We start from the raw sequence: 15,770 nt of genomic DNA, 5'->3' as shown, positions 1-15,770 counted from the left end.
CCGCATGCTGCGGTATCCCGAGCTTTGTCTCGGCCGATCCAGGGCAGACCGCGAAGGTAGCTGAGACCTTTCTGGCACGCTGGTTAGATCTGCGTCCGCTATAGGGGGTGCTCGGCTCAATTAGGAGTTGCTGGCCGAATCGTCCAACTCTCTGGGGGCCGGACGTCGTCTGCTCCGCCTGCCATCACTCGGCTTCTCCGCTGTCTTTACCTCCTCTTCCCACTCATCTCGCTTGAGCTTGATCGTCGTCAGACCGCGAGCCCGTGCTCGCGTCGACTGGCTCGTGTCATACGTGATGAGCGTGACCGGCCTCCCTGCCACCTCCTGCACCGCCAAAGCTCGGTCGATGATCTCCTCGTCCATGATCGGCAGGCGGCTGTGGTCCTGAGGGTCGAACACGATCTCCACGGTGAGTTTGCCAACGTCATTGGCCGCCTCCCGCATAGTCGCGATCTCGGTTGGCTTCTCCAGAACCCTGTCGAGCACGGCGAGAGTGTGGCCGGGCCGCCATCGGTCCTTACCGCGCTTCAGGTTGTCTAGTTCGTCGATGACGGCAACTGGAACGAGCAAATGGACGAGGTCGCCATCGGCTCCAAGGATCTTGTCCACCTCAAGGTCCTCAAACTTCTGCTCGTGATCCATGTAGACCGACGTGTCAGCGACCACAAGTCGCCCCGGCCCGCCCCAGCGGCCAAACTCGCCGGTAAGGCGGTCGAGCGTCTCAGCGAAGACAGTATGGCGCTCCTCGATTTCAGTGTTGAGGAGATAGCGCATGGCGACAAGAACCTCGCCGCCGCCCATTGCCTGCAGGGCCCAGTAGCGTCTTGTCAGCAGCAAGTTCTCGATGTCAGCGGGACTAAAGAGCTTGCTAAGCATGCGAACGGAGTCACGCACCCAAGAGCTGTACTTGTTGTACAGCTCTTGGTTCGTTCCGCCGAAGGCTTCAAGGTTCAGCACATCAGTAGTGATCTGCCGCAGAGTACTCAGAACGTGATCTCGATTTGCCCCTGGCATGAGCCGGACGAGCATTAGTTAGACCTCCAGTGAGGTAGTGAGTTTCGGTGCGGTCCTCATCGATGACCGCGGGCCTGAACGCAGACTAAGCGGGCACTCGCCATCAGCGAGCCCCTCTCACCGAGACTCGATGTCGTTCCATGACGCAGCGTTCAGCCAATTGCTGACACCGTTCCCGTACACAGAGATCGATGTGTTGAAGTGTTGCAGGAAGCGTGATGGCTGCTTCGCCCGTACTTTGCCGGCCAAGGTCGGCACGTTCTGAGCGTTCAAGATGATCAACCCGTGCCGCGCACGGGAGATCATGACGGAGAAGATTCGTGCCTCCTCCCGAAGGGCGGCCGCGTCGTTCTCTGATCTCCAGTCTGGGATGCACCCTTCTTCAGCTCCGACAACGATCACGAAGTCGAACTGCTGGCCCTTGCCGATATGGCCGGTCAGCAGGTGGACACCGGGCGCAGTAAGCAACGTCTCCTGGTCACCGATCCGAATCCGCGCTCGCACCTGGTCCGGACTGAGCCCGTCGCGAAGCAGATCCCAGACCCAGTCAAGAGCATCACGGAGCGAGTCCCGCGTGGGTGGATGCACCTCTTCGAAACGAGCAGCAACTCGGAGGTACGCGAGCTGATCGGATGAACGTACAAACTCGGACATAGTCAGTCCAAGCAGCATGACCTTGAGGATCGTCGCCGTCTCGGTGTCGAGCACGCCGTCGTCCCACCTGTGATGCAGCACATCGCTACGCTTGAACGCGTCATCGACGAAACGGCGGCGCGGCCCAGTCCGTGAGATAACTCCAATACGTAGCCCTGGCGCGGACGCCAACATAGATCGGGCGGTTGCGACGATCCAAGCGGCCTCAGCTGCCACGGTCCCGAATGTGGCCTGTCCAGCCAGCCCACCGTGCGGCCACGAATCTGGATTCGCGCACGTTAGTGTCTGGCCGCCCGTCCACCCGGTAAGGGCGTTGACCATCCCAAGGACAGCCGGAGACGAGCGGTGTGACTCGGCAAATTTGATCACCGTGGGACACTCAGCTCGCACCTGCTTGTCGATCACCTCAGGCTGGGCTCCAGCAAAGCTGTAGATGCCCTGGGCAAGATCTCCCGCATACGTCGTCTTGCCGTAGCCGACTCGGTTCACGATCCGAAGTTGCTGGGGGGTCAGGTCCTGGAACTCGTCGACGACTACTGCAGCGAAGTGGTTCCGGTACAGGTCAGCGACCAGGTCATGGTTAAGGATGAGCTCAGCCATACGCGGAAGGTCGTCATAAGTTAAGCGACCTTCAGCTAGCCGCTGCCGTTCGATGTCGAGTGCGACCCCGTTGCCTCTGGCAATCAGATGCTTTTCGAGGGTGGAGTCGTCCACTCCATCCTGATTTGCCACACGGAGGATGTCCTCCACGGCACGCCTTTCTTCGTATCCCAGGCCGCGTTCGCGAATCTGCTCGGCCACCCAATCGTGTTCTGGCAGGATCATGTCGGAGTCAAGGCCTATCACTGACGCGTGAGCCCGAAAAAGGCGAGCTGAGAAGCCGTGAAAGTTCGAGACCGTGACACGATCTCGCATGACTCCCGGCGAGATGTACGTGCGGAGGCGATCACGGATGTTGTCGCGAGCGCGGTTAGAGAAGGTAGTCACCAAGACTCGCTGCGGGTGAGCAATAGTCCCTCGTGAGAGCATCCCGGCGATCCGGACCGCCAAGGCTTCGGTCTTGCCGCACCCTGCCGGAGCCACAACAAGCAGGCCTAGATCTTCGTGGTCCCGTACCTGCGCCTGCGCAGTCGTCGGAGTAACCATCAGAGCGTCGCGATTTCGTTGAGCAACTTGTCGATGCTGCTAATAGCCGACGCCGACGAGGCCGTAAGAAGCGGTGCCACTGTCATCGCAGCCCGAACCTTGTACTTGGAGTTCCACCTGCAGAACGCGGCGACATCAGCCTCGGTCCGAGAGCCCCCAGTGCCGGAGATTGGGCCGACAGTCAACTCGTTTGGCTTGAAATGCGGCGATGACGAAACAGCCGACCAGACAGCATCCGCGCCCAGCGCTGCGACATACTCCGCTTCAAGGTCAGGGGTGGAAACCCACACCGAGTTCAGCTTCAGATCAGAAACCGGCACGCCCAGCTTGGCGGCGGTCTCGTTCGCGGCATCTGCATCGATAAGCATGGAGATCGGGACATCGAAGCCATCCTTGCCGAACAGCTTGATGATCGCTCCCATGTCGCCAGCGCCTCCGGTCTCGGCGACCGACACCCCAAGACGATCGAGGTTCCTTCCCGTCAACTCAGCTGCGCATTCGAGGATGATCCGGTCGGAGATCCCTTCAACCGCAGCAACCCGGCGAGCAGTCAGCGGCTCCAGCCGGTCTCGGACCCACCACCGGACAGTCATCCGCTCTTCGTTGGTTAGGAAGTTCGTCGCCGGCTGGACTATGACCCCACCGCCTCGAACTACCACTACACACTCTGGCGCAAAAGCACCAACGATGTCGGCTGACTGCGTAGCGATGAACTTCTGATTCGCGCTGCTCTGAAGCAGCTTCGCAAGATTCCGCTGACTCGTTGGGTGTAGATGCACCTCCGGCTCATCAATCGCAACCATGTTCGCCCCCACACTGACCAGGTCATACAGCGCGATGGCATAGAGCGCTCGAGTTCCATCGGACTGCTCGCCGAGGTTCCGCGGGACACCATCCTTGGACACTTGCAAGCGGACATCGTTGAGAACGTCTTCCTCAGCCGTAGCCCCTGGAACGAAGTGAAGGTCATCCTTGCCCACTGCATCTGGCAGAGCCTTTGACAGCTGGCTTGCCAGATTGGTCCGCAACGTACCGAGTACGTCGGACGCGCCAAGCTGTCCCTTCAACTGGGCTGCGATGGCCTCGAAATCAGCCTTCTCCGTCCCGAGCTCGACCGTCCGGAGAATGTCATCGATAACCGACTTCCGGTCGTCGCGAAGATCACGAGAGGCCGACATTGCGCCAAGCAACTGCCATCCCACACCAGCCACCTGCTCGCGTGAGAGCTGCCGGCCTGTGCCACCACCGGGAGCAGCCCGTTCGACCGACAGGGTCTGGTTGCTGTCGAAGGTTGCCGACAGGCGAAGCGTCAAGCTCGCGTCCCCGGTGGCCTCACTAATCGAGATCTCGTCCGGGAAGAGCGCCTTATCGGACTGATCGAAACCAGTCAGCTCGGCCTCGATCACGAAGGGGAGTTCAGGATCACGAACATCGTCAGAGGTGATCCGGGCGTAGAGCTGGGCAGTACTTGCTCCAAGCAACAGGTCCAGGCAGCGAAGCAGAGACGACTTCCCGACATCGTTCGCCCCGACCAGGACGAGGTGCCGCCGGACCTCGATGTCGAGATCGGCTAACCGGCTGTGATTGGTGACCCGTAGACGGGTGAGGTGCATGTTCCTTCTCCTGTGATCGCGCATGTTGCGCAGGACCACCGGCAGAAGCCCGCCAATCAGGTAAGAGCAGTTACGGCTTAGTAACTTTCCCTGTACTTCTGTATCAGCATGCTCGGCAAGCTTTGCCTTACACGCACACAGCGAGTACCGTCACCCAGGTCACGCCAAATGACAGGTGAGGCCCTGATCGGAGAACTTCCGGCCGGGGCCTCTCCGCATCTTTCGACGATGACTGTACAACAGCACGTCAGCGCTCCAAGGCGATAACAACACCCGTGTAAGACGACAAAACGGGGGCTCGAAACAAAGCTGAACCTTGTGAGCCAGATCACTTGCGCAGTGCCATCGTTGTCTTGAGCGTGAGAACGCAGTCACGACATGCTTGACTTGTTGCCGAACGCAACGGGAAAACAGAACAATCGAACGCACGTTCGACAATGGTCCGAGATTGAACTGTTATAAAGGCGTGCTCCCGCTGACCCTCATGCCATGTTAACGAGAATCGACTCATCCGGTTACGAACGGTGACTCTGGGCGGGGTCTCCTCTGTTACATCGGAGGTTCGGGCTTGGCGTTACAGGGCTGTGGCCTGCGCTGGGATGCCTACAGGTCCCGGCAGCCGAAGAAAGCTCTACATCTCCAGCCGATAGAAGAGCTTCGACTCGACCAGAGCGACGCCGAACGATCCGTAGAACGCCTGTGCTTCGGCGTTGTCCCGGTCGGTCGTCCACTCGACTCGACTGCAGTCATGCTTCACTGCGAGGTCGAACAGCGCCTGCATCAACTCCCGGCCAATGCCTTTGCGTTGCTGTTGCCCGGAGACGAAGAGCTCCTTGAGGTAGAGCGAGCGGGTCAACCCGACCGCTGGCCACAAGAACGAGTACGCGGCGAAGGCAACCGCCGTCTCGCCGTCGACGGCGAGCAAGACATGGGCGGCAGGCGAGTCGCTGAAGATTGCATCGTGTAGCTGCTGGCTGCGCACTTCGACGGGGTCGAACTCGGTCGTGCCGTAGAACCGATCCATCTCCTCGGTCAGTCCGAGCAGGTGATCGAGATCCTCAGGTCGAGCAGGACGCACCACAGTCACAGCAGAGATTCCTTTCAGGCCGGCCTCACCAGGTCACGCAGTTCTTGCACCGCGGGAAGCTTGCGTTGCTGCTCAGAGAATCCCGTCATGACCTCAACTGCTCGCAAGTCAATCAGGCCCTGGCGCTGCGCCGAACTCAGCCCCACGAGCGTCGAGGCTACCTCGGTCGCCGCTGCGGTCGCATCGCCTTCGATCGCCCAGCAGGCGGCCCGATCCAAGTGGGTCAACGCGCTATCGGTGTAGTCACCTGGCGCGCAAAGTGCGAGGGCCTTCTCTTGAGCTGCGAAAGCCCGTGGGACATCTCCGAGACGGGTGTAGGCACTACCAGCATGGAACCTGAGCTGAGCCTCGTTGTAGCCGAACGCTGAAGGAGTCAGCGCGTCGCCTTCCAGGTTGGCAACCATCGACTCAGCTCTTTCTAAAGCGCGGATGGTTGCTCGTCCGTCGCCGATCATTGCGTGCGCCCGAGCTTCGAGTGCAGCTGCCAAAGGCCCGCCTACTCCCCTGGGCGCCGTCGACGCTGCTTGCGCGTGTTCGGCAACTATCACAGCTTCGGACAGGTCGTTGCTATAGAAGTGGCCGTATGATTCCTGCGCTAGCAACCAAGCTTCGACCTCCGGATCGCCCGCCTCGGTCGCGGCAACGCGTGCGGTGCGTGCCCAGCGTCGGAAAGCAGTGCGATCGTCGAGCTTGACCAGGGTTAACACCAATAGCCCGGACATCTGAGCGATCACACGAACAAGCCGGCGCTTGCCGAGACTGGATCGACATCCGTCTACGGAGCGCCGAATGTGTTCGAGGTCTGTGCCCAGGTCCTGCAAAAGCAGCGCAGCTGGGCGGTCACGGGTCGCTCGCCCATACCGCTCCACCATCTGTTCCCAGTCATCGATGACGGCATCGCTCGTCACCCCATGGGTCAGTGTTTCATCGAGCGATCGCCGCAGGTGCTCAAGGTCTGCGTCAACGGGCAGCGTCTCGCTGGCGTCATGACTGACGACCGGTGTCGGTGTCTCGAACCCGAGGTCGGCGGCCGATCGCTGGTACATGATCTCAAAAGCCCGCTGGTACACCGATACGGTGACGGCTCGCTGACCTCGTTCCCAGTACGCGAACATGCGTTTAAGCGACGCGCCGGCGGGGCTCTGCTGTCCCATTGCCTGCACAGCCGCCTCAAACCGACGCATGGCTGCGACCTGGCTCCAGCCACGCTCTCGCCGGGCCCGGGCCAGGGGTGACTCTCGTTCTTCCCCCTCAGGAGTCACCTGCAGTCACCTCCCGTCACCTTGTTCACCCTCAGAGTAGTCGGCCAGCCTAGATCTTGTGACCGGGCAATGTCGTTAAGACCAGTCAAATCGCTACACAAGGGGGCTGAAATGGTGGTCGTACTCGCCGGACTGGCGATTGTGCTCTACGTCCTCATCATTCGCGACATCGCCGAAGAGATGCGCGGCGAATGATGGCCGCCTACGGGTTCGTCCCTCCGAATCACCGTGTCCGAGTTTGGTTCGGTGAGCACGCGATCGCAACATTCGTCGGACCGCCGGCTGACGCGGCGACGTACGAAGGCGGGATGCGGCAGCGCTTCGCGAGCCTCCGAATCACCAATGAGCCGGCGCCCCTGGTGGTGGACTCAAATGCTGCCGACTCGTGAACGGTCAGCACCAGCGCTGGTGGTCCCTGTTCTGGGAACGTCTTCTCACCAGATTCCGCCGGTGGATGGACGAGGAACGGTGACCGACTACACCCGGCCACTCCTTCTCGGGTACGTCCGCCGAGACCTGTATCTGTCTGATCAACGCCTTGAACGGGTGAAGAAAGAGTTCGCCGCGATCGCCACGGTCGAGGGTTACACGATGGGCTCGACGTACGTCGAGGAGCCAGCCGCTGTTCCGGCCGCCTTCGAGGCTCTCATCGAGTCAGTCAACCGCTAAGAAATCTCGACGGTGTTGCTGCCAGAGTGGCGACACCTGGCATTGGTCGACGATCCAGCCGCGGTCAAGGTCCAGTTTGAGCGAGCCACTGGGGCTCGCTTCCTGCTCTACGATCCGGGCCCCTGAACTGGCGGGTCCGGTGGGGAGTCGTGGTTCTCAGCTCATCACGTGTAGTGAATCGCCTGCACAGCCACCGGTCTCGTCGGTACTGGTCTGTGACCGAGCCTTCCCCTCCCCCGTGGAGGGCTCGGCCACAGCCCCCATAAGCCGGCTGCCCCGGCGTTTGAGAGCGAGTCAGCGCCGGGGCATCCGTTCCAGATAGAGTCAACAACCACCCGGAGGTGTCGTGTGCAAGACCAAGCCCGGCGACGATTCGTTCATGAATGGGACGGCTCAGATCTATGCGCCAACCACTTCGCGATAACGGATGAATCGCCGCACTACAGGCGCGCCCGAGAGGCAAGCCGGACAAGCTCGTCGATCGCCCCCGCCACGAGTTCCGGCTGATCGTTCTGCACGTAGTGTCCGCCTACCTCGGCCACTCTCTGCGTCGCGCCCAAATCGGCGGCGAGAGTCCTATGCCCGCTTTGCCAGCGATTATCCAAAGCCTCCAGGCTGAACGGTCGCCAGAGATCCGGGGTCTTCGACTCCAGCCAACGACCAACCCGACTCGTAATGACGACACTAGGCACATGGAGGGAGCGCCGGCTGGCCGCGACCTCTTCCGCGCCGAGCTTCACATCGAAGGAGGCGTGATCATCGCGGTCGCCATCAGCGATAACAAGTTTCGGATTCTCGACGTCCAGCCACAACTGGACATCGCTCGGGTCGACGAGCACTAGCCCAGCAATCCCCTGCGGCCATTGGGCAGCGAAGAGTTGCGCGATCACGGCACCAATCGAGTGACCAACAACTACATAGGGGCCCTCAATGTCTGCAGCCGCCAGGAGCCGATGCAACTCCTCGGCGGTCGCTCCGAACGACCGCGGCGGTGTCGTGGAGTCCGGTAGCGATTCGCTGTCGCCGATACCGGCACGCGCGTAGGTCACAAGCCGAACGGAGGACTCAAGTGTGGCGACGGTCGCGTCCCAGGCTTCACCCGCGTCGCCAAGTCCGGAGCTGAACACCACAGTTGGTGCGCCACTGCCGGTGATCTCTGCGGCCAACTTGTAGCCGCCGACGTCGATTTGGGTAGCCGCCATATCGACGATCGTACGGCAGATGCCGCTACGATGCATGAGACTGAATAGACCTTGGTGGCGTGAGGAGAGCGGCTGACCGTGGAAATGACACCTCCGCAGCAGCGTGCCCGCCTGGGGCAGGAGCTACGGCGGCTCCGCAGCCTGGCAGGTCTCAGCGGTGAACAACTCGCAACCAAGGTTGGCATCTCGCAGGCCAAGGTGTCGCGCATCGAAACCAACGTGACCGCTCGTCCAGCCATGGATGTCATCGCACGCTGGCTCGATGCCGTCGAGGCCAGAGCAGGAGATCGCGACCGAGTGATGGCGCTGGCTGAGGCGGTCGTCACCGACATCAGCAGCTGGCAGTCCGTCCACCGCGGCAGCCTTGAGGATCGACAGCGACAGCTGCTGGAGCTCGACGAACTAGCCAGCAACATCCGACACTTCCAGCCCTTCTTGGTGCCTGGACCATTTCAAACACCCGAGTACGCCCACGCCGTCATCGAGTCGTCCCGGTTCTCTGCCGGCACTGATGTCGACGAAGCCGTGGCGATGCGCATGAAGCGGGGAGACCGCCTGCGCGACAACCAAGACGGCCCGCAGTACCACGTCGTGGTGACTGAGGCCGCCGCACGCTGGGTCCCGCAGGGGAACGCACATCTGCGGCAAGCCCAGCTCGAACAACTCCTACTCAGCGCACATGCACCGCGAATCAACCTGCAAGTGATCCTGAACGACGCCGCGATGGAGATGTCACCGATGACCGGTTTCGTCTGGGTGACGTACAAGGATCCCGATCAGGCAGCCGTGGTGCGAGTCGAGACGCCGACCGTTGGTCTTGCGTTGGGTGGTAGCGATGATCTGGCGATCTACGCCGTGATCTGGCACCGAATGCTAAAAGCCGCGTTGTCTCCCGAAGAGTCGTTGGACTGGCTTGCCGCAAGCGCACGCAACGCCTCCTAGTCGAACACCAACCGATTGGAGCACTGCCATGATGTCTCCGAACCGCCCCGAACTGACCACCTTCACTAACTGGCACAAGGCAACCCTCAGCGCGGACGACAACGGCTGCGTCGAGATCGCCACCGAGCCGAGTGGCTGGACCGCCGTACGCGACTCGACTGACCGAAGCGGCCCAGTCCTCATGTTCACGCCCAAGGAGTGGTCGGCCTTCCTCGATGGCGCCCGCAAGGGCGAGTTCGACCAGTAGTCGCTAGAGATGGAAGACGCGACCGCCCCGGCCCGTAGCCGACCAGCCATCCCGGCACGACTGCGAGCCGTCATCGCAGCGGCTTCCATCTCGTCCATTGGCGATGGCGCTTGGACAGCGGCAGTGCCCCTTGCGGCTGCCGCTGTCACGCGCGATCCCATCGCCATTAGCGTGGTTTCTGCCGCCTCGCTTCTTCCGTGGCTGGTGGTCTCACCGTTCGCCGGCGCCCTGGTCGACCGTTGGCCACACCGCTCAACACTCGTGATCGCAGACCTCACCCGTGGCATCGCTGTCGCTCTCATCACCGTGCTGGTCGTCGCTGACCGAGTGAATATTTCACTGCTCGCAGCTGGTGCTTTTGTTGTGATGGTCGGCGCGGTCTTCCACGGGGCAGCGGCGCAGTCTGTCGTGGCAGACCTGACCGATGACGATCCGGATCTACGGAACCGGGTCAACGGCTCGGTATCGGCCGCCGAGACCACGGGCACGTCACTGGTCGGGCCGCCCGCAGGATCTGCCGCCTTCGTCGTGGCACCGTGGTTGCCATTCCTGGCTGACGCCATCTCATTCATCGGCTCGGCGGCGCTGCTCAGCGCGGTGCCGAAACGGCCGCCCCGGACCGACGGCACTCCAACACCTCCACATGAATCCGTGCGCATCGCCATCTGGTCGGGCATGAAATGGCTCGCCCGGCACCGCGAGCTTCGTACGTTGGCTCTGCTGACCGGTGCAGCCAACTTCACGACGATGATGGTCTACGCGTTACTGGTCCTCTATGCCACCAACAGCGATGAACTCGGCCTGCAGGATCGGGAGTTCGGCTTCTTGATCGTCGCCCTCGCGATCGGCGGCATCGTTGGCGGACCAATGGCACCGCGGATCCTGCGCCGTTTGAGCTTCCAACGAGCTGCCGTCCTGGCCATAGCCGTCCGGGCGCTGCTCTGGCCTGTACTGGCGCTCACCTCGTCCGTGATCCTTGCTGATGTCTGCCTAGCGGTTGCCGGCCTTGCGTCATCCATCGTGACCGTCTCGGTGGTCTCAGCCCGACAGCACTTCACTCCACGCGAGATGCTCGGGCGGATCGTCACCAGCTTCCGCACCATCGGCAACGGGGCAGGCCCGCTCGGCGCGCTCTTCGGCGGCCTCATCGCGAGCCACTGGAGCATCAACACCGCCTTCTGGACCGCCGGAATCGTCATGGCCTGTTGCCTACTGCTAGCTAGTCGCACCATCCTTCGCCGCTAACTCTCTAGCTGGCCTTCCCCAGCCACTTGCATCCAACTGAATGAAACTGCATACTCGATTCTGTTATGCAGTTTCATTCACTCTGAAGGCCGTTCGACCTCACATCGATGGCCCGACACAGGGAGCTGACCGACCATGCCGGTACTGACGCCAGGCACGCCGGCGCTGCGCGTCGTCATTCTGAAAGACATCTGGCGCGAGCTTCGGGGCGACCGATGACCGCCGTGATGGAGCATGGGGCTCTCAGCCGCGTCTGCGTGTGGTTCGGTGAGCACAAGATCGTCGAACACGTCGCGGAGCCAGCCTTTGCGATTCGATTCGAGGCCGCGATGCGTCGCCGTTTCGCGAGCTTGCGCGTCACCAACGAACCGATCGCGGCCGTGCGAGATGTTGACCCGACGTGAGTGGACCGCGCCTACGCTCCTGGTGGGCCAGGGTCTGGAACCGGCTGAACAATGCCTTCCGACGTTGGCGGGACGAGGGGTGAGCACCGCCGACGAGGACTGCATCAAGCCGTTGCTCCTTGGGTATGTCCGACGGGATCTGCTGGTGACCGACGGCCAGGTCAGTCAACTGGAGCGGGCGATGACGAAGTTCGCCCTCGCGTCTGGCTACTCGATGGGTTTCACCTACGTAGAGAAGCCTGGGACGTGGCCGACGGCATTCGAAGCCCTTGTCGAATCGGTCAACCAAGACGATGTCACCGCGGTGGTGTTGCCGAGCATCCTGCACTTCATGGTTCTCGGCGCGCCCCACGACATCAAGGACATCTTCGAGCGTTTCACCGGCGCTCGCGTGATCGTGCTCGATCCTCCCTGATCTGACGGAATCGGAATCGACCTCAGCTGCGGAGTGATCGCCGCACGATGCCGGTTCCGTCGCTATGACGTCCCTGTCTGGGCTCCCCGACCCCTGTATCCCTGACAGCTCAGACAGGGACTCCCCCCCAATACCGGCTGGCGCGGACAGGGACGAGACTGCCCGCGCCAGCCGTTCCAACCGCCACACCAATAAGGAGATCTCACAATGACCCATGATCTGACCGCTGTCCCGTTCGGGGTTCGTCACTTGGCATCGGGACCGGACGCGGCCCCGATGGAGTTGCCAATGTCGTACAGCGCCAACCTGCAACTGAACGTCTCCGCCACGGGCAACCCGTACCACGCGATCGCCGCGGCGCTGCCGGAGACGAACACCGAGACGCCAATCCCCGATGGCCAGCGGCCGGGGTCGGACAACTCGACCGACAACTACTGACAATGGGCACCGTGCTGGTTCTGACCGGCCGCGACGATCTGACAGCCGACGCCGTCGTCGACGAGCTGACCAGGCGAAGAGCATCAGTTGTCCGGTTCGACACGGCCGACTTTCCGCTCTCCTCCCGGCTGGCTGTCACGTTAGGTCCGAACGGCTGGCACGGAGGACTGTGGGGCGACCGCGACATCGACCTCGAGGCGATCAGCGCGGTGTGGTGGCGTCGCCCGGCTGAGTTCAGCGTTCCGGCTGAGTGGCCAGACGAGGCTCGGGCCTTCGCATTGTCGGAGGCACGGGTCGGAGTGCTCGGCGTTCTGGGATCACTGCCTGTGCGTTGGATTAACCACCCAGCAAAGGACTCGGCAGCGAACTACAAGCCAGTACAGCTAGCTGTTGCGGCCCGCGCCGGCCTAGATGTACCTCGGACGGTCATTACTTCAGATCCTGGTTATGCTCGGGAGTTCATCGGAGCCGCCGAGGTGATCTACAAGGGTCTCAGCGGTGGCGTCCTCACCGCGGATCGTCGTCATCGGTACTTGCCCACAACGGTCCTCAGCGCGGCCGAGGTCGACGACGCGCTGGCCGGAACGGCGCATCTCTTCCAGGAGCGAGTACCGAAGGCCTACGAGGTTCGGCTCACGGTCATCGGTGAGCAAATGTTCCCGGTTGCGATCCATGCCGGAAGTGAGGCTGCCAGACTCGACTGGCGCACCGACTACGCGTCCTTGACCTACGAGCCGGTCGAACTACCGGTAGACGTTGAAAAGGGCGTCCGGTTGTTGATGGATGAGCTGGGCCTGTTCTTCGGCGCGCTGGACTTCGCCGTGACTCCGGACGGGCGCTGGGTGTTCTTCGAGGTGAACCCGAACGGTCAATGGCACTGGTTGGCGGTCAAGGCCGGTGTCCCGATGGTCGAGGCCATGGCCGACGCCTTACAAGGAAAGGACGGCTAGTTCATGACCGACTGGACCGATGCCGCCCGCAAGCTCGCGGCTGAGATTACGGCTGCGGCGCCCGAGTGGCATGACTCGGTCTGCGCCACCCCTCGGCACCAACTGGTGCCGAGGTGGTGGGAGCCGATCCCTGACAGCTATCCCTTTGCGTGGGGACTACATGCTCCAAACCCCGAACAGCCATGGATGAAGCTCTACAGCGACGAAACCTTGGTCACCCGTGTTGGTCCACTCCACGCTGACCAAGCGAAGCCAGAGGATCAGCCGACTGGTCTGCCTACCTCCTCATCCACACTTCCTGGGCTGATCGTGCGCATGCTGCACCTGCTCGACCCGCAGCCGGCGGATCGGGTACTCGACGCAGGCACCGGCTCCGGTTACTCAGCTGCTCTGCTGGCGCACCAACTCGGCGACGACCTGGTCACAAGCATCGACATCGACGCCTACCTCGTGCAGGCCGCCCGCGAGCGACTAGCTGACTTTGGCCGGGCGCCGCGGCTCGAGGTGGCTGACGCGACCAGCTCACTCCCTGACGAAGAATACGACCGCATCATCGCCACCGTGTCAGTACGGCCCATCCCCCGCAGTTGGCTAGATGCCTTACAACCGGGCGGCCGGATCGTGACGACCATCGTCGGGACATCCATGCTGATCAGCGCCGACATGGGTAAGGACGGCATCGCCCGCGGCCGGGTGCAACAGGACCCAGCCAACTTCATGCGCACCCGCCAGAATCTCGACTATCCGGCCAGACTCGATCAGGTCTACACCGCCGCCCGCGACCAGGCCGGCGACCACATACGCGATCTGAGCGGACCGATGCCCGATCTGTGGTCGGACTGGGAACTGCGCTGCTTGTACGAACTCGACAGTCCGGACATCGAGAACCGGTCCGCCACCTGCGCTGACGGTACTGAACTCCTGTGGCTACTCGCCGCAGACGGATCGTGGGCACGCGGTGAAGGCGCGAGCAGCACCGTGCACCAAAGCGGACCGCGGCGGCTCTGGGATGAACTCGAGCTCGTCCAGTCCAGGTGGGAAGCGGCCGGACGATTCCCGCTGAGTCGCATGACCGTCGAACTTGGACCAGACCGGAGCATCCTTGTCAGCCCAGACGAGCAATGGCTCCTCGGCATCTAGTCCAGCCGCTCCAGCCCTCCCAAACCGCCTCGCAAAGGAACCAATGAGCACCATCAGTTATTCGCCCGAGGTCCTGCGCGCGGCCATGGTCGACCGAATCCGCCGCGTCGGCCATGCCAGCAGTCCGGCTGTCGGCGAGGCGATGCGCACCGTCCCGCGGCACGAGTTCGTTCCCGAAGCCAGCACCGAAGACGCGTATGCCGACATTGCCGTCATCACCAAGAGCGCCAACGATGGCGCCGCGCTCAGCTGTGCCTCTGCGCCCATCATCGTCGCCATGATGCTCGACCAACTCCAGGTGCAACCCGGCGACAACATCCTCGAAATCGGCGCCGGCACCGGCTACAACGCCGCGTTGTTGGCGCAGCTCACAGGGCCTCGCGGCTCAGTCACGACCGTCGATATCGACCCCGACATCACCGCCAGTGCACGCCGAGGACTGAACGCAACTGGCAACGAACAGGTGCATGTCGTCACCCGGGATGGATCGCTTGGAGCTTCCGAGAACGCGCCGTACGACCGCATCATCTTCACCGTCGGCGCCTGGGACCTGACGCCGGCGTTCTGGGAGCAGTTGGCTCCTGGCGGACGCCTGGTTGTGCCGCTGCGCTGGCGCGGCCAGACCCAGAGCGTCGCGTTCGTCCGAGACGGTGAAACCCTCGTATCAGACTCGATGGAACTCTGCGGCTTCGTCCCGATGATCGGGCAAGAAGGTGAGCGCAGCGGGGCCATCGACGCCGATGGCCTCGTGACCCTCTACTGGGACGCCGACCAGACAATCGATCCCACGAGGCTGATCGGCGTCCTTGATCAGCCCAAGGAAACCGTCTGGTCCGAGGTTCTCGTTGGACCGCAGGATCCCTTCGACGGTGTCTGGCTACGGCTTACTGGCCGCCATGACAGCCGTGTCTGTCGCATCTCCGCGGATCCCGCCGCCGTCACCGCCTGCCTCTGCACTCCTGCCATCCCCGTCCGTAGCCCAGCCCTGGCCGAAGACGACAGCCTGGCCTACCTCGCCTTCAGGAAAGTCGAAGAGGGCAGATTCGAGCTCGGCGCCATCGGGTATGGGCCGTACGGCAGACATCTCGCCGTACAGCTCTGCGATGAGATCGAGGTCTGGAATCAGGACCGCAACGCCCGACCAACCGTGCGCGCGTACCTGGCCGGCACACCACGGTCAGCAATCTCGATCGACGGAGCGCTCAACCACGCGGTGATCGAGAAGGCTGCATCGTGGCTAATCGTTAGCGTCCTGAGGATCCGTCCGCCTCAGGCGTCTACATCAGGTCCGGGATGCTAGTTCAGACGGCGGACCCGAACTTTGTCCCGATGCGAAGGGCTT

The 15,770-nt window shown here is 62.3% G+C and carries 16 protein-coding genes; 10 read left to right on the top strand and 6 right to left on the bottom strand.

The annotated features are described in order from the left end of the window. Positions 1 to 120: 120 nt before the first annotated feature. The 5 genes from ACFVWG_RS24995 to ACFVWG_RS24975 all read right to left on the bottom strand — a co-directional run bounded on the left by ACFVWG_RS24995 (position 121) and on the right by ACFVWG_RS24975 (position 6,698). On the bottom strand, positions 121 to 957 hold the full coding sequence (locus tag ACFVWG_RS24995; protein WP_391545812.1) for a PIN domain-containing protein: 837 nt from the start codon (positions 955 to 957) through the stop codon (positions 121 to 123). Positions 958 to 1,131: 174 nt separating this feature from the next. Beyond that, complete coding sequence (locus ACFVWG_RS24990; RefSeq protein ID WP_391545811.1) at positions 1,132 to 2,814, bottom strand: UvrD-helicase domain-containing protein; 1,683 nt, start codon at positions 2,812 to 2,814, stop codon at positions 1,132 to 1,134. Further along, the gene (locus tag ACFVWG_RS24985; RefSeq protein WP_391545810.1) at positions 2,814 to 4,427 is read right to left on the bottom strand and encodes an ATP-dependent endonuclease; all 1,614 of its coding nucleotides are present in this window, start codon (positions 4,425 to 4,427) and stop codon (positions 2,814 to 2,816) included. The genes ACFVWG_RS24990 and ACFVWG_RS24985 overlap by 1 nt, the downstream gene beginning before the upstream one ends. Before the next feature lie 631 nt (positions 4,428 to 5,058). Beyond that, on the bottom strand, positions 5,059 to 5,514 hold the full coding sequence (locus ACFVWG_RS24980; protein WP_391545809.1) for a GNAT family N-acetyltransferase: 456 nt from the start codon (positions 5,512 to 5,514) through the stop codon (positions 5,059 to 5,061). Between the two features lie 14 nt (positions 5,515 to 5,528). Next, a complete protein-coding gene (locus ACFVWG_RS24975; protein WP_391545808.1) occupies positions 5,529 to 6,698 on the bottom strand; it encodes a hypothetical protein in 1,170 nt (389 codons plus the stop codon). Between the two features lie 528 nt (positions 6,699 to 7,226). Between ACFVWG_RS24975 and ACFVWG_RS24970 the strand changes: the two genes are divergently transcribed. Further along, a complete protein-coding gene (locus ACFVWG_RS24970) occupies positions 7,227 to 7,445 on the top strand; it encodes a hypothetical protein (protein WP_391545807.1) in 219 nt (72 codons plus the stop codon). Between the two features lie 440 nt (positions 7,446 to 7,885). On the opposite strand, the gene ACFVWG_RS24965 is transcribed toward ACFVWG_RS24970, so the two are convergent. Then, the gene (locus ACFVWG_RS24965) at positions 7,886 to 8,647 is read right to left on the bottom strand and encodes an alpha/beta fold hydrolase (protein WP_391545806.1); all 762 of its coding nucleotides are present in this window, start codon (positions 8,645 to 8,647) and stop codon (positions 7,886 to 7,888) included. Between the two features lie 84 nt (positions 8,648 to 8,731). On the opposite strand from ACFVWG_RS24965, the gene ACFVWG_RS24960 reads away from it, so the two are divergent. From ACFVWG_RS24960 to fxlM, 9 genes are all read left to right on the top strand, one after another. Beyond that, a complete protein-coding gene (locus ACFVWG_RS24960) occupies positions 8,732 to 9,589 on the top strand; it encodes a helix-turn-helix domain-containing protein (protein ID WP_391545805.1) in 858 nt (285 codons plus the stop codon). A 28-nt stretch (positions 9,590 to 9,617) separates the two neighbouring features. Then, positions 9,618 to 9,836, top strand: coding sequence for a DUF397 domain-containing protein (locus ACFVWG_RS24955; RefSeq protein WP_391545804.1), 219 nt, complete (start codon positions 9,618 to 9,620; stop codon positions 9,834 to 9,836). Positions 9,837 to 9,845: 9 nt separating this feature from the next. Continuing rightward, positions 9,846 to 11,081: an MFS transporter gene (locus ACFVWG_RS24950; RefSeq protein WP_391545803.1), complete on the top strand. Its 1,236-nt coding sequence runs from the start codon at positions 9,846 to 9,848 to the stop codon at positions 11,079 to 11,081. Between the two features lie 215 nt (positions 11,082 to 11,296). Continuing rightward, a complete protein-coding gene (locus ACFVWG_RS24945) occupies positions 11,297 to 11,485 on the top strand; it encodes a hypothetical protein (protein WP_391545802.1) in 189 nt (62 codons plus the stop codon). A 79-nt stretch (positions 11,486 to 11,564) separates the two neighbouring features. Then, complete coding sequence (locus ACFVWG_RS24940; protein WP_391545801.1) at positions 11,565 to 11,900, top strand: hypothetical protein; 336 nt, start codon at positions 11,565 to 11,567, stop codon at positions 11,898 to 11,900. Positions 11,901 to 12,107: 207 nt separating this feature from the next. Then, entirely contained in the window at positions 12,108 to 12,338 is a 231-nt protein-coding gene (gene tgmA, locus ACFVWG_RS24935) for a putative ATP-grasp-modified RiPP (protein ID WP_391545800.1), read from the top strand. An 11-nt stretch (positions 12,339 to 12,349) separates the two neighbouring features. Beyond that, positions 12,350 to 13,288: an ATP-grasp ribosomal peptide maturase gene (gene tgmB / locus ACFVWG_RS24930; protein WP_391545799.1), complete on the top strand. Its 939-nt coding sequence runs from the start codon at positions 12,350 to 12,352 to the stop codon at positions 13,286 to 13,288. Between the two features lie 3 nt (positions 13,289 to 13,291). Then, positions 13,292 to 14,428, top strand: a complete 1,137-nt coding sequence (locus ACFVWG_RS24925) for a methyltransferase domain-containing protein (RefSeq protein WP_391545798.1) — start codon at positions 13,292 to 13,294, stop codon at positions 14,426 to 14,428. A 43-nt stretch (positions 14,429 to 14,471) separates the two neighbouring features. Next, entirely contained in the window at positions 14,472 to 15,728 is a 1,257-nt protein-coding gene (gene fxlM / locus ACFVWG_RS24920; protein ID WP_391545797.1) for a methyltransferase, FxLD system, read from the top strand. Positions 15,729 to 15,770: the final 42 nt, after the last annotated feature.

Source organism: Kribbella sp. NPDC058245 (genome assembly GCF_042882005.1).
In the GTDB taxonomy this organism is placed as follows: Bacteria; Actinomycetota; Actinomycetes; order Propionibacteriales; family Kribbellaceae; genus Kribbella.
The sequence above is the reverse complement of the archived record's forward strand: the minus strand, read 5'-3'. Positions and strand labels throughout refer to the sequence as shown.

Bases quoted from the DNA above. Each gene is read 5' to 3' on its own strand.
- ACFVWG_RS24945 (WP_391545802.1), top strand. From the start codon at position 11,297: ATGACCGCCGTGATGGAGCATGGGGCTCTCAGCCGCGTCTGCGTGTGG.
- fxlM (WP_391545797.1), top strand. From the start codon at position 14,472: ATGAGCACCATCAGTTATTCGCCCGAGGTCCTGCGCGCGGCCATGGTC.
- ACFVWG_RS24965 (WP_391545806.1), bottom strand. From the start codon at position 8,647: ATGGCGGCTACCCAAATCGACGTCGGCGGCTACAAGTTGGCCGCAGAG.
- ACFVWG_RS24955 (WP_391545804.1), top strand. From the start codon at position 9,618: ATGATGTCTCCGAACCGCCCCGAACTGACCACCTTCACTAACTGGCAC.
- ACFVWG_RS24990 (WP_391545811.1), bottom strand. From the start codon at position 2,814: ATGGTTACTCCGACGACTGCGCAGGCGCAGGTACGGGACCACGAAGAT.
- ACFVWG_RS24925 (WP_391545798.1), top strand. From the start codon at position 13,292: ATGACCGACTGGACCGATGCCGCCCGCAAGCTCGCGGCTGAGATTACG.
- ACFVWG_RS24975 (WP_391545808.1), bottom strand. From the start codon at position 6,698: ATGCGTCGGTTTGAGGCGGCTGTGCAGGCAATGGGACAGCAGAGCCCC.
- ACFVWG_RS24960 (WP_391545805.1), top strand. From the start codon at position 8,732: ATGACACCTCCGCAGCAGCGTGCCCGCCTGGGGCAGGAGCTACGGCGG.
- tgmA (WP_391545800.1), top strand. From the start codon at position 12,108: ATGACCCATGATCTGACCGCTGTCCCGTTCGGGGTTCGTCACTTGGCA.
- ACFVWG_RS24950 (WP_391545803.1), top strand. From the start codon at position 9,846: ATGGAAGACGCGACCGCCCCGGCCCGTAGCCGACCAGCCATCCCGGCA.
- ACFVWG_RS24985 (WP_391545810.1), bottom strand. From the start codon at position 4,427: ATGCACCTCACCCGTCTACGGGTCACCAATCACAGCCGGTTAGCCGAT.